The 13,100-nt window shown below is 29.4% G+C and carries 11 protein-coding genes; 8 read left to right on the forward strand and 3 right to left on the reverse strand.

The genetic code is table 11. The annotated features are described in order from the left end of the window. Window positions 1-61 precede the first annotated feature (61 nt). On the reverse strand, window positions 62-733 hold the full coding sequence (gene pnuC, locus ACN0WB_RS03150; protein WP_417428762.1) for a nicotinamide riboside transporter PnuC: 672 nt from the start codon (window positions 731-733) through the stop codon (window positions 62-64). Window positions 734-896: 163 nt separating this feature from the next. Between pnuC and ACN0WB_RS03155 the strand changes: the two genes are divergently transcribed. The 4 genes from ACN0WB_RS03155 to ACN0WB_RS03170 all read left to right on the forward strand — a co-directional run bounded on the left by ACN0WB_RS03155 (window position 897) and on the right by ACN0WB_RS03170 (window position 6,090). Then, complete coding sequence (locus tag ACN0WB_RS03155; protein ID WP_417428764.1) at window positions 897-2,591, forward strand: amino acid permease; 1,695 nt, start codon at window positions 897-899, stop codon at window positions 2,589-2,591. Between the two features lie 45 nt (window positions 2,592-2,636). Further along, window positions 2,637-3,662 carry a glycosyl hydrolase gene (locus ACN0WB_RS03160; RefSeq protein ID WP_417428766.1) on the forward strand — a complete coding sequence of 342 codons (1,026 nt, stop codon included), beginning with the start codon at window positions 2,637-2,639 and terminating at the stop codon, window positions 3,660-3,662. A 282-nt stretch (window positions 3,663-3,944) separates the two neighbouring features. Next, window positions 3,945-5,306, forward strand: coding sequence for an oxygen-independent coproporphyrinogen III oxidase (hemN, locus tag ACN0WB_RS03165; RefSeq protein ID WP_417428768.1), 1,362 nt, complete (start codon window positions 3,945-3,947; stop codon window positions 5,304-5,306). Between the two features lie 25 nt (window positions 5,307-5,331). Then, window positions 5,332-6,090 (forward strand): hypothetical protein, encoded by a 759-nt coding sequence (locus ACN0WB_RS03170; protein ID WP_417428770.1) that lies wholly within the window; start codon window positions 5,332-5,334, stop codon window positions 6,088-6,090. Between the two features lies 1 nt (window position 6,091). Here ACN0WB_RS03170 and ACN0WB_RS03175 read toward each other — a convergent pair whose 3' ends face one another. Continuing rightward, entirely contained in the window at window positions 6,092-6,691 is a 600-nt protein-coding gene (locus ACN0WB_RS03175) for a hypothetical protein (protein WP_417428772.1), read from the reverse strand. Between the two features lie 115 nt (window positions 6,692-6,806). Here ACN0WB_RS03175 and ACN0WB_RS03180 point away from each other — a divergent pair, with 115 nt between their 5' ends. The 4 genes from ACN0WB_RS03180 to secD all read left to right on the forward strand — a co-directional run bounded on the left by ACN0WB_RS03180 (window position 6,807) and on the right by secD (window position 12,246). Beyond that, window positions 6,807-7,661, forward strand: a complete 855-nt coding sequence (locus tag ACN0WB_RS03180) for a hypothetical protein (RefSeq protein ID WP_417428774.1) — start codon at window positions 6,807-6,809, stop codon at window positions 7,659-7,661. Between the two features lie 114 nt (window positions 7,662-7,775). Further along, a complete protein-coding gene (locus tag ACN0WB_RS03185) occupies window positions 7,776-8,210 on the forward strand; it encodes a hypothetical protein (RefSeq protein ID WP_417428776.1) in 435 nt (144 codons plus the stop codon). A 37-nt stretch (window positions 8,211-8,247) separates the two neighbouring features. Further along, window positions 8,248-9,081, forward strand: a complete 834-nt coding sequence (locus ACN0WB_RS03190; RefSeq protein ID WP_417428778.1) for a hypothetical protein — start codon at window positions 8,248-8,250, stop codon at window positions 9,079-9,081. Between the two features lie 246 nt (window positions 9,082-9,327). Continuing rightward, window positions 9,328-12,246, forward strand: a complete 2,919-nt coding sequence (gene secD / locus ACN0WB_RS03195) for a protein translocase subunit SecD (RefSeq protein ID WP_417428780.1) — start codon at window positions 9,328-9,330, stop codon at window positions 12,244-12,246. Between the two features lie 77 nt (window positions 12,247-12,323). On the opposite strand, the gene rsmA is transcribed toward secD, so the two are convergent. Continuing rightward, window positions 12,324-13,088, reverse strand: a complete 765-nt coding sequence (gene rsmA, locus ACN0WB_RS03200; protein ID WP_417428782.1) for a 16S rRNA (adenine(1518)-N(6)/adenine(1519)-N(6))-dimethyltransferase RsmA — start codon at window positions 13,086-13,088, stop codon at window positions 12,324-12,326. Window positions 13,089-13,100 lie beyond the last annotated feature (12 nt).

The following is a 13,100-nucleotide window of genomic DNA, read 5'->3' on the forward strand; positions in this document are numbered from 1 at the left end:
CCTTAAAAGTCTAAAAAATAAATAATTTATTATATAATTAAAAAGTTTTTATTATTTGTGGTTAAAATCTAACTTGTTTTGCAAAATCTTTTTTCCAAGCAACATAGCCATAAATAGCCATAATCGCGAAAATGAAATATTGTACAGAAGTTATTCCCAAACCTTTATAGACCATCATTGGAACGCAAATAAAATCCCCTACAATCCAAAAAATCCAATTTTCAATTTTTCTTTTTGCCATAAAATACATTCCCACTAAAAATAATGAAGTGGTGAAAACGTCCATCCAATTTGCCCAATCTAGATGATAAAGTCCAAGATTGACGTTATTTATAGAAAAACGATTGTCTATAAAAGGTTTAAAATAATAAACTAAAGTTACTAAACCGAGACTTAGAATAAAAAGAAAAGTTACCAAATACCAATCTTTCTTGCTGGTTTTAGAAATTGAAACATGGATATTATCTTCTGAATTTTTCGACCATAAAATCCATCCATAAATACTCATTACAGTATAATAAAAATTAATCATCATGTCTCCTAAAAGCCCAAAGTCAAAGAGAATATACACATAAAGAATGGTGCTTATAATTCCAGTAGGATAGACCCAAATATTCTTTTTTACAGAAAAGTAAACACTCAATATTCCGAAAATTGCAGCTGTAGATTCTAAAAATATTTGGAAATGCGTATAACTTTCATAAGGTTTTAGGAAAAGGTCATAAAAATTCATAGCATCAAAGATAAAACTTTTAACGAATGGCAAATAAATTTTATAAATAAAGATTTTTAATTAATTAAAATTGGATAAAATTTGCAATAAATTGGTTAAAAAAAGTTAATAGTTGTAATTTTTTCCTATTTTCGTAACTTCTAAAATTAAAATAAAAACAATTATGTCGAATATCTGGAAGACAAAGCCATTATCACAATTATTAGATGAATCAGCAGAATCTGAGGAAGGATTAAAAAAAACGCTTTCAGCAGGTGCTCTTGTAGCACTTGGAATTGGTGCAATTATCGGAGCTGGATTATTTTCAATTACAGGTTTAGCTGCTGCAGATTATGCAGGACCAGGAATTATGATTTCCTTCGTAATTGCTGCAGTGGGTTGCGCATTTGCGGGATTATGTTATGCGGAATTCGCATCCATGATTCCAGTTGCAGGAAGTGCTTATACTTATTCTTACGCCACGATGGGTGAATTTATCGCTTGGATTATTGGTTGGGATTTAGTCTTAGAATATGCCGTTGGTTCCGCAACAGTTGCATCGAGTTGGTCGGGATATCTTGGTAAATTATTTAATGCTTTCGGAGTTGCACTACCACAAGAATTAATGATGACACCTTTTGATACTTACACTTTGAATGGTGTGGTTCATAGTGGATTTGTTAATTTACCAGCGGTCTTTATTGTTACAATAATGTCTTTGGTGTTAATTAAAGGAACAAGTGAATCTGCAATGGTTAACAATTTTATTGTTTTTCTGAAAGTTGGAATCGTTTTCGTATTTATTTTTGTTGGATTTAAATATGTAAAAGCAGAAAATTTAACACCACTTATTCCAGAAAATACAGGGAAATTTGGTAGTTATGGTTGGTCTGGAATAATTAGAGCAGCTGCAGTAGTCTTCTTTGCCTATATTGGTTTCGATGCGGTTTCAACTGCCGCACAAGAAACCAAAAACCCTAAAAAAGCAATGCCGATTGGAATTATGGGTTCGCTTATTATTTGTACGGTTTTGTATATTATATTCGCTTATGTAATGGTAGGTGTGGTAAATTATAAAGAATTTACTGCAGGATCTGGAGGAGATCATTTAGCGCCAGTTGCTATTGCAATTGAACACATGGGAAGTGTTGTAAATGGAACTGTAGTTCCTGAATATCCATGGTTGAATACTACTATTATTTTTGCGATTTTATTAGGATATTCATCAGTAATTTTAGTAATGTTAATGGGACAAAGTCGTGTATTTTATTCCATGAGTAAAGATGGACTTTTACCAAAAGTTTTTTCAGAAATTCACCCAAAATTTAGAACACCTTATAAATCCAATTTATTTTTCTTGGTTTTTGTAAGTCTTTTTGCAGCACTCGTTCCGGGTAGAGTTGTTGGTGAAATGACGTCCATCGGGACTTTATTTGCATTTATTTTAGTCTGTATTGGAGTTTTAGTTTTAAGAAAAACCCAACCAAATGCACCACGTGCTTTTAGAACACCTTTGGTTCCATTAATTCCAATTTTAGGAGTTTTAACTTGTCTCGGAATGATGGTTTTTTTACCAATTGATACCTGGATCCGTTTGGTTGCTTGGATGATGATTGGTTTAGATGTTTATTTATACAGAGGAATTAAAAACAGTATTTTAGGAAATGCAGATGGAAATGGAAACGATAATAAGACCTACAGAATTACATCTTATTGTGGTTTAGCTCTTACAGTTTTATTGGGAATTTTAGCTTATTTCCACCACTTAGATATTGAAGCAGGCGGTGCAGATACAGGTTTAATTGCTTTTTCAGTATTAATGGTAATTGTTCATTTGGCAATTTATATTTTCTATCTCGTTAAGAAGAATAATAATTAATATATTTAATCCCGCTTAATTGCGGGATTTTTAATTTAGAAAACTATGAAAACAAAAATTTCGATATTAATATTTTTAAGTTCGATCACTTTTTTAAAAAGTCAAACATTAAAATTTGAAACTTTACTGCAAGATAAAATCAGCATTCGAGCTCTGCAGGTTTTTAATAATAAAGTTTATTATTCGGGAACAGATTCTAAATTTGGCTTTGTAGATTTAAAAAATACTGAAAGTAAAAAACAAGTTATTTTATCCGATAAAAAACTACAGTTTAGAACTTTAGCTCAAGATAAAAATAGTTTTTACACAATAAATATAGAAAGTCCCGCGTATTTTTTTAAAATTGATAAAAAAACTTTAGACTCTAAAATTATTTTTATAGATACTACAAAAACTGCTTTTTATGATGCTTTGCAATTTGAAAATGATGGAAATGGAATTGCGCTCGGTGATCCAAATGGAAAATGCATGTCTTTAGTAAAAACAAAAAATTCAGGAAAAACTTGGGAGAAATTAAGATGTTCTGTTGTTCCGAAAGTAATTAATGGAGAAGCTGCTTTTGCGGCAAGCAATTCTAATATTTTTCTTAAAAATGGTGAGTTTTGGTTTGTGACAGGCGGAATGGTTTCCAGACAATATTATTCTCACGATTTTGGAAAAAGAATCAATGTAAAAAAATTAGATTTTGTAGATGGAACAAGTTCCACAGGAATTTATTCTTTAGATTTAAATTTTAATAATAGATTTGGAATTGCAGTTGGAGGCGATTACACCAAACAAGCCGATAATATTAATAACATTGCAACTACATTTAATGGTGGAGAAACTTGGCAAATTCAAGCTTCTGGAAAAAACGCTGGTTATATGACTTGCGTTAAAATTCGTCCAGGTTCAAATGGAAAAGAAATCATCGCAGTTGGTGATCAACATATTTCTTACTCCGATGATTTTGGAAAAACTTGGACCAAAATTTCAGATGAAAAAAATCTTTATGTTGTAGATTGGGTGGATAAAAATAATTTGGTTTTTGCGGGAAAAGACAGAATTCTAAAAGCTTATTTTAATAATTAAATTTTTCAAAACCACAAAAATCACAAAAGTTTTGGTTTTTTTTTAACTTAAATTATTTCTTATTAAAGTTGAAAAAAGTCTGAATACTTAAATAATTCTTTTTTTGAGTTTAATATTATTTGGTTAACATTTTTTTATCTTTAAAAAGTATTTTGTAATTCTTAAAACATTAAACTTTTGTTCCTTTTGACATCGTCGAATATTCGATTTGTAGTTAAAAGAATCTCCTAAAAAGTGATTTTTAACATTTAGCACCCGAAACATATTTCGTAATTTTGCTTTATGAAAAAGTCATTAGTAGATAAATATAATATTCCCGGTCCACGTTACACTTCTTATCCAACTGTTCCTTATTGGGACGAAGAAGGTTTTAGTGAAAATGCTTGGGAAAAATCAGTCATAAAATCTTTTAAAGAAAGCAATTCTGAACAAGGCATTTCAATTTACATCCATCTTCCGTTTTGTGAAGCGCTTTGTACATTTTGTGCGTGTCACAAGAGAATTACAAAGCAACATTCTGTAGAAACACCGTATCTTGAAAGTGTTATAAAAGAATGGCAACTTTATTTAAATTTATTTGATGAAAAACCGAAACTAAAAGAACTTCATTTAGGCGGTGGAACTCCAACTTTTTTTTCTCCGGCGAATTTGAAAACACTTTTAGATGCTTTATTTTCTACCGTAGAAATTGCAGAAAATCAAGAATTTAGTTTTGAAGGACATCCGAATAATACGACAAAAGAACATCTTCAAGTTTTATTTGATTTAGGATTTACGCGTGTAAGTTTTGGTGTTCAAGATTATGATCCAGTTGTTCAGAAAGCAATTAATAGAATTCAGCCCTTTGAAAATGTAAAAAATGTAACAGAATGGGCGAGAGAAATTGGTTATAAAAGCGTTTCTCACGATTTAATTTTTGGATTGCCGCACCAAAATTGGGAAAAAGTAGAATTTAGTATTAAACGAACTTTAGAATTGAAACCTGATCGTTTGGCGTTTTATTCTTACGCGCACGTTCCGTGGATAAAAGGAGTGGGACAAAGAGGTTTTGATGAAAATGATTTACCAAGTGGTGAAGAAAAAAGAATTCTTTACGAAAATGGAAAAAAATTATTAGAAGAATTAGGTTATATAGAAGTAGGAATGGATCATTTTTCTTTAGAACATGATGATCTTTATCAATCTTTAAAATCTGGAAATATACACCGGAATTTTATGGGTTATTCTTCCAGTAAAACGCAACTTATGATTGGTCTCGGAATGTCTGCAATTTCTGATTCTTGGTACGCTTTTGCGCAAAATGACAAAACCGTAGAAGCTTATCAAAATAGAGTAGAAGAAGGCAAAATCCCTGTGGTAAAAGGACATATCTTAAATGAAGAAGATTTAAAAATCAGACAACATATATTAAATTTAATGTGTAGATTAGAAACTTCTTGGGATGTACAAAGTGCGTTTCCAGAATTAACGAATGCCATAGAAAATTTAAAAGAAATGGAAAGCGATGGTTTAATAGAAATCTCCGAAAATAAAATAAAAATCACTGAAAAAGGACGCGCTTTTACCAGAAATGTAGCGATGACTTTTGACCTTAGAATGTTACGAAATAAACCAGAAACACGCATATTCTCTATGACTGTATAAAATATTAAACTTAAATACAAATGCCATGAAAAAAATTATCTATTTTCTATTCTTAATTCTTTTTACGACAAGCAAGGCGCAAACAATCGCAGAAACAGTAGATTGGTTGAATACCAAAAAAAGTGAAATTACAAGTACAGAAAGTTACACTATTGAAAAAGGAACAAGTTCTAACATTACATTTACAAAACAACATATAAAAATTGAAGGAAATTATAAAAGTACTAGTTTTAAATGGGCAACTATTGTAGATTTTAGAGTTAATGAAAATGTTGATAAACCAAGTCTTTATCTTATATCAGATGAAATGGAGAAAGGTTTACCGCTCTATATAATTTTAAAATTTGAGACAGAAGACACAAGAGATCGTTTTATAAAAGCTATAAAAAACATTACAAGAACGAATGGTAATGAACTTGTAAATCCTTATTCTGAAAATCTTGCAGAAAATATACAATGGCTTAATGCAAAAGCGATTGATGTTTTTGAAGGAAGTGTAAAACAACGAGTGAATTATAGCAATTCTGGTATAAAAATTTATAATTTGAATAATAGTGAATCTTACACAATCAATTGGGGAAATATTAAGAGTTTATCTTATAAATTATATGATAAAAATAAAAAATATTATATAATTACTTTAAAAAGTTCCGATGCATCTTCTGGTTCCGCTAAAGAGAAAAAAATATATGTTTCTAAATTTGTAGGAGAAACCTATGGACGGATTTTAAAAAATTTAGCCTTAAAGAAAGGTGCTAAATTTATTGATGAAGATTTGTTTTAAGTTAAAGTTGCTTCTTCCACTCAAAAATACTTTTTATAATTAAAAAAGGAAGTGCAGAAAGCATATAAAAGCAAATGGTATTCTGAAAAGATTCATCTAAATAATGCTTGCTTCCAAAATGTAAAACCGCACCTAATATAATAGAAACGTGTAAAATTATCATTCTGGTGGAAAAAACTCCGGTATTGTGAAATAGTGTAGTATTCAGTTTTTCAGAATTAAAATTAAGCATTGCAAAAAACAACATAAGAAATATATTTATATTAAAAGTAGTATTTCTAAATCCTAAAACTTGAAAGTTTATTATCATTATATCATCATTATTGTATGAAAATACAAAGCCGAAAAGCACGATGATAAAAACAAAATAAATCCCCATCAAAAAGAGAGAATCTGAAATTAATTTAAAAGATAAAATAAATTTCCCAGTCTTTTTCCAACTTATTGCAAAGAGCGTTAAAATTTCTACTAAAGCCTGCCACCAAAAAAGATATAACATGTAGAACACAGAAACTTCACGGTTTGCGAGTGCGTAAATTGTAAGAATCAATGTTCCTAAAAAACTAAAATGGCGAAGGTTTAAATTCTCAATTATTTTCATCAATTCATATTCTAAAACAAAATAAATACAAATATTTTTAATTAAAAATAGGGCATTTGCCGTATTCTAAAATTGAAATCTCATTTGTAAGTTTGGAATATTAAAAATGATTATTATGATACAGAAAATAATTTTTACCGCGGTATTTCTTTTAAGTTTCCAATTTCTATTGAGTGCAGTTACAGAAACAAGATATTATAATGCGGGACAGACAAAAGCACAAGTGAAAAGTGTATTAAATGAATTTGAAACTGCTTATAAAAATAATGGTAAGTACCAAGTAATTTATTTAAACAAAGTTTCTGATGATGATTACACAATTGATTATACTTTAAGTTCAAAAGGTGCGCAAACTAAATCTGTAGTGCGTTATCAGTTATTCGCTGATCGTCTTATTATATGTATTTTGGATGCTACTTTTGTTTATGAAAATGGGAAAATTATAAAATTAACCCCAAATCATGCAAATAATAATGTGGTACAACTTTATAATATTTCAAAAAGCCAGTTTATAGATGACGTTTTTAAATATTTAAAAATTTCCGAAAATAAAACAAGTAGAGGAGAAAATAATATAACTGCGCTTTCAACACAGGTATCTGTAACCAAAAAATACAGCATTGGAGAAAATATTAATAATGCAAAAGATTATTCTAAAATGTATTTTGATTATGTTTTAAAATTAAGATCTACTATAAAATATTTTGGAGATAAAAACTCCAATTCATACGACGTAGAATATACGCAAGACGAGCCAGAAGGAACTGCAACAATTTTAATGAATTTTAAATTCACACCAGAAAATTTCACTTTGACTTTAAAATCCGTCAATTATTATGATAAAGCGAGTAAAACATCATTTCCGCTTACAGAAGACAATTCTGTAGCGTGGCGAAAAAAATCTTACGAAACTGTAAAGAACTTTTATCTGGATAAACAAGCTGGTTTTATGGCACCTGCAGCAAAATAGTTAAACTTAGCTGTTTTCATAAATACTGCAAATGACGTATTGAATGGAAAGCTTTCTAATTTTAAATTTGAAAACATTAAAATTTGAAAAAAAATAATCTGAAAAAATTAAACAATGAAAAAATTAATATTTCTTTTTAGCTTCTTTGTATTTACGGTAAGTTTTGCCCAAGATTTTGCAACTAGAAATTACTTAAGTACAGATACAAGAGAAGTAGCAAAAGGTTTCGCTAAAAAATATTCTGACAATGTTTTAACAAAAAAATACACCATCAGAAATATTGGAAATCCTGAAAGTAATAATTACGATGTAGAATATAGAGTAGAAGATAAAAGTGGCTATGTTTTAACGATTGTTAATTATGATTTTAGACCCACAGATTTTACTTTAACAATGAAATCTATGAACTATCACAACAAAAAAACAGGTGATATAACTTTGGTTAAAGGTAATAATTCCATAGAATCTGTAGCAAAATATTATGCAACTACTCAAAAGCTTTTGATCACACTTCAATCGCTTTATATTTCACCAGAAATGAACAAATAAATTTTTATAATAAATCTTAACTTTAAAATAAATTATCATGAAAAAATTATTATTACTATTAATTTTAATATCCGTTACTTCTTTTGGGGCAACCAGAACCGGTTATTATACAACGGGACAAACCAAAGCACAAGTCTTGGAAAATGTAAAGACTTTTGAAAAAGATATGATAGATTATAAATACGTAAAAAATTCTGAGAACAAATCAAATCAATATGATTATACACAAACATGGTCTTATGAAAGTAAAGGTGCAGTGAGTACGGCGAGTTTACGTTATCAGTTTTTTGATGATAAAGTTTTAGTAACGATGTATGATGCCGCTTTTATCTCCAAAGAAGGGAAGAGAATTCCATTACAAGAAAATGATCCCACAGAAGCAAAAAGAAATGTTTATAATAGTTTGGAAAATATAATGATTACGGTGTTTTTTAAATATCTCAAAGTTTCTGAAACAAAAGGAGGGTCTGCAAATACTTCTGCGAGTGGAGCAACTTATGATATGATTACTAAAAATTACGCAGTGGGTGATAACAAAGAATCATCAAAAAAAGTTTCTAAACAATTTATTGATACAGTATTGAAAATTGCTTATAAAGTAACTTATTTGACTTCAGAAAATGAAGACAATCAAGAAATAAAATACACTTTAGAAGATGAAACGGGAATTGCGACAACTATTATTGATTATCAATTTAGAGATAAAGATTTTACCATTAAAATAAAATCTATTAATTATTATCATAAAGGGAACAAAAGCAATACAGTAATCTCTAAAGAAAGTAGTTCAGAAGCCACTTCAAAATTTTATAATTTAATTAAAACCTACTTCTTAGAAAAGCATTCCGATTATATCTCACCTAATATTTAAAAAATAAATTACGGTTAAAAAGTTGATTAATAAAAATTTTTCGACAATTTATAGCAATCTGCACCAAGTTTTCATCAAAGGAAACACTTAAAAGTTTGAGATTTCTCTCAAACTTTTTTAATAAAAACAAAACATAAAATAATAAATAAGATTATTTTTCAACTCAAAACATGAAAATAATTCATATTTAATAAGATTTTAAGTATATTTGCGCCCTATAATTTTTAATGTTGTAAATACAAAACAATGCAAGGAAAAGGACTTATTGTTACTATCGCGGTTATTTTGGGGCTTATTTGCTTAAGCGCACTCGCACCTACATTTTATGCAAGTAGAATAGAAAATCGCGCACAAGCAATCGCTGGAAATAATCCAATTAAATACAAAAAAACTTTAGATAGTCTTGCAAAAGACACACTAAATTTAGGTTTTAAGAAATTAGATTACAATACAGCCAAACTGAATGAAATGAAGCTTGGATTGGATTTAAAGGGAGGAATTAATGTTTTATTAGAAATTAATCAGAAAGATTTAATTAATGATTTAACAAATTATTCTGTAAATCCAGTTTTAATTGAAGCATTAGAAAAAACTGATGAGGTTCAAAAAAAATCTACCAATAATTATATTGATGATTTCTTCATAGAATTTGCGAAAGTAAATAAAGAAAAAGGAACCAATTTAAAATTAGCTGATCCAGAAATCTTTGGTAATCAAGGTTTAAGCGAAATTAAATACAATACAACAGACGATCAAGTAAAAGCGATTGTTAGAAAAAAAGTAGAAGCTTCTATTGCAACGGCTTATGAAGTTATTAGAACTAGAATTGATAAACTAGGCGCTGTTCAACCCAATGTACAAAGAGTTCCAGGAACTGCTCGTATTTTCGTGGAAATGCCAGGAATTAAAGACATTGATCGTGTTAAAAAATTATTGCAATCTTCTGCTAAACTTCAATTTTGGGAAGTTCAAACAATACAAGAGGTTGCTCCATATTTTCAACAATTAGCACAAGTTATTGCTATGAAAGGAGATTCTATGGGTGTTCCTAAAAATACAAATCTTGTTAATATTTTACAATTAAATACTTCCCGTTCTCAAGGTGCAGCAAATGTAAAATTATCAGATACAGCAATTGTAAACAAAGTTCTTAATAGTAAAATTGCACAAAATTTAAGACCTTCAAATATAAAATACACTCAATTTCTTTGGGGTTACAAACCAGAATCTAGTGATCCTAAGAATTTAGTTTTATACGCTATTCGTGGAAATATCACACAAAGAGCGCCAGTTGATGGAGCTGTAGAATCTGCACGAGTAAATTATGATGAATTAGGTAGAGTAGTTGTAGATATGCAAATGGATCCGAAAGGGTCTAAACAATGGAAAACATTAACGGAAAAAAATATTGGTAAACAAGTAGCTGTAACTTTGGATGGTAAAGTTTATACCGCACCAAATGTTCAAGGCGCAATTCCAAATGGTAGAACACAAATTTCCGGAAGTTTTTCTCCTGAAGAAGCAAAAGATTTAGTAGATGTTTTAAGCGCAGGTAAATTACCAGCAGGTGCAAAAGTTGTTCAAGCAGATGTTGTAGGACCATCTTTAGGTGCAGAATCTATTCAAGCAGGTGTACTTTCCTTTATTATTGCATTCTTTATTATTATTATTTATATCATTTTCTATTATGGCGGTGCAGGTATTTATGCTGTAATTGCGATGATTATCAATTTATTTTTCATTTTTGGAATAATGGATTCCATTGATGCGACTCTAACTTTACCCGGAATTGCAGGTATCGTTTTAACAATGGCGGTCGCCGTTGATACAAATGTGATTATTTATGAAAGAACAAAAGAAGAACTCTTTGCTGGTAAAAATATTTTAGAAGCTTATAAAGATGGTTTTAAACACGCTTTATCTGCGATTATTGATGGTCACTCTACAACTTTATTAACAGCCGCAGTTTTATTTTTCTTTGGAACTGGTCCAATTAAAGGTTTTGCTGTTACATTAGGAATAGGTTTAATTATGACTTTCTTTACTTCTGTTTTACTATCTAGAGTAATGATTTTTAATCGTTTAAATAAAGGTAAAAAACTATCTGTTTGGACTGCTGCTTCTAAAAATATCTTTAGAAATGTTTGGATTGACTTTATTGGAAAAAGAAAATACACTTATATATTTTCAATTATTTTAACAGTAGGAAGTATAGTTTCTATTTACATGAACGGTTTTAAATATGGTATTGATTTTACAGGCGGTAGAAATTATGTGGTGAAATTTGAAAAACCGGTTGAAGCTTCTTCTGTCCAAAAAAATCTTGTACAATTATTTAAAACTGAAGACGGAAAAGATAGTTCTGTAGAAGCAAAAACATTTGGTAATAATAATCAACTTAAAATTTCTACAGATTATTTAATTGATGATTCTTCATTAAAAGCAGATCAAACTATTGAAGCTAAATTATTTGAAGGTTTAAAACCAAATCTTCCAGCTAATTTAACCTTGCAAGAATTTAAAGCTGCAGATGTAGATCACGCCGGAATTATTTCTTCTACCAAAGTGGGACCAACTGTTGCAGATGATATTCGATCTGGTGGAACAAAAGCCTTCTTATTTGCAATTGTCGGAATTTTCGTTTATATTTTATTAAGATTTAAAAAATGGCAATTCTCATTAGGTGCAATTTTATCACTAATTCACGATTCAATTATTATTTTAGGAGCTTATTCTTTATTTTATAGATATGCACCATTTAATATGGAAATTAATCAAGATTTTATCGCTGCAATTTTAACAGTCATTGGTTATTCCATTAATGATACGGTAATTGTATTTGACAGGATTCGAGAATATTTGCGCGAGAAAAAATCCATTTCTTTGGCGGGATTATTTGATGATTCTATTTCAAGTACTTTGGGTAGAACTTTTAATACTTCATTTACCACTTTACTTGTGATTTTAGCCATCTTCATTTTCGGAGGTGAAAACTTACGCGGATTTATGTTTGCGTTGCTTTTAGGTATTGGTTTTGGAACTTACTCCTCAATCTTTGTGGCATCTGCAATTGCCTACGATTTATTGAAAGGAAAAGGAAAATCTTCCGATGAACATTTACACGGAATTACTACTTCTGCCAAAGAAGTTCCACTAAAAAAATAAATTAAAAAAAATCATAAATAAAAACACCATTTCAAATTTTGAAATGGTGTTTTTTTATAACTGACAACTTTACAACTTTAGAATTTCTCCCATAAATGCGTCAATTCCAAAAACTCACTCACAGAAAGTTCTTCTGCTCTTTGCTTCATAAATTTGTGATCTAGTAATATCTCTGGAATACCAATGACTTTTAAAGAATTACTTAATTTTTTTCGTCTTTGTCCGAAACCAGCTTTCACTATTTTTTTGAATAAAATTTCATTACCAGCTAAACCTTCAGTTAAATTTCGTTTAAGTTTAATAACGCCAGATTTCACTTTTGGAGGTGGATTAAACACATTTTCATGAACTGTAAATAAATATTCTACCTCGTAATAAGCTTGTACTAAAACCGACAGAATTCCATAATCTTTTGTGCGTGGGACTGCGGCAACTCTCTCCGCAACTTCTTTTTGAAACATTCCCACCATTTGCGGAACTTGCGTATAATTATCTATAATTTTAAATAAAATCTGAGAAGAAATATTATAAGGAAAATTTCCAATTACGGCGATTTGTTCTTCAATTTCAGAGAAATTAAATTTTAAAAAATCACCAATAAAATTGCTTTCATTTAAATTTAAATAATGCTGTTTTAAATAAACAATAGATTCTTCATCTATTTCTGCTAAAGCTATTTTCTGATTTTTTTTAATTAAATATTTTGTCAAAACGCCCATTCCAGGACCTACTTCTAAAATCACTTCATCTTTATTAAAATCCAAAGATTCTACAATTTGTTCCGCAATCGCTTCATCGGTTAGAAAATGTTGCCCTAAATGTTTTTTCGCTTTTACGTTCAAAATGATTTATTT

Source organism: Halpernia sp., from assembly GCF_048269545.1.
Taxonomy (GTDB): Bacteria; Bacteroidota; Bacteroidia; order Flavobacteriales; family Weeksellaceae; genus Halpernia.

Bases quoted from the DNA above. Each gene is read 5' to 3' on its own strand.
- pnuC (WP_417428762.1), bottom strand. From the start codon at position 733: ATGAATTTTTATGACCTTTTCCTAAAACCTTATGAAAGTTATACGCAT.
- ACN0WB_RS03155 (WP_417428764.1), top strand. From the start codon at position 897: ATGTCGAATATCTGGAAGACAAAGCCATTATCACAATTATTAGATGAA.
- ACN0WB_RS03160 (WP_417428766.1), top strand. From the start codon at position 2,637: ATGAAAACAAAAATTTCGATATTAATATTTTTAAGTTCGATCACTTTT.
- hemN (WP_417428768.1), top strand. From the start codon at position 3,945: ATGAAAAAGTCATTAGTAGATAAATATAATATTCCCGGTCCACGTTAC.
- ACN0WB_RS03170 (WP_417428770.1), top strand. From the start codon at position 5,332: ATGAAAAAAATTATCTATTTTCTATTCTTAATTCTTTTTACGACAAGC.
- ACN0WB_RS03175 (WP_417428772.1), bottom strand. From the start codon at position 6,691: ATGAAAATAATTGAGAATTTAAACCTTCGCCATTTTAGTTTTTTAGGA.
- ACN0WB_RS03180 (WP_417428774.1), top strand. From the start codon at position 6,807: ATGATACAGAAAATAATTTTTACCGCGGTATTTCTTTTAAGTTTCCAA.
- ACN0WB_RS03185 (WP_417428776.1), top strand. From the start codon at position 7,776: ATGAAAAAATTAATATTTCTTTTTAGCTTCTTTGTATTTACGGTAAGT.
- ACN0WB_RS03190 (WP_417428778.1), top strand. From the start codon at position 8,248: ATGAAAAAATTATTATTACTATTAATTTTAATATCCGTTACTTCTTTT.
- secD (WP_417428780.1), top strand. From the start codon at position 9,328: ATGCAAGGAAAAGGACTTATTGTTACTATCGCGGTTATTTTGGGGCTT.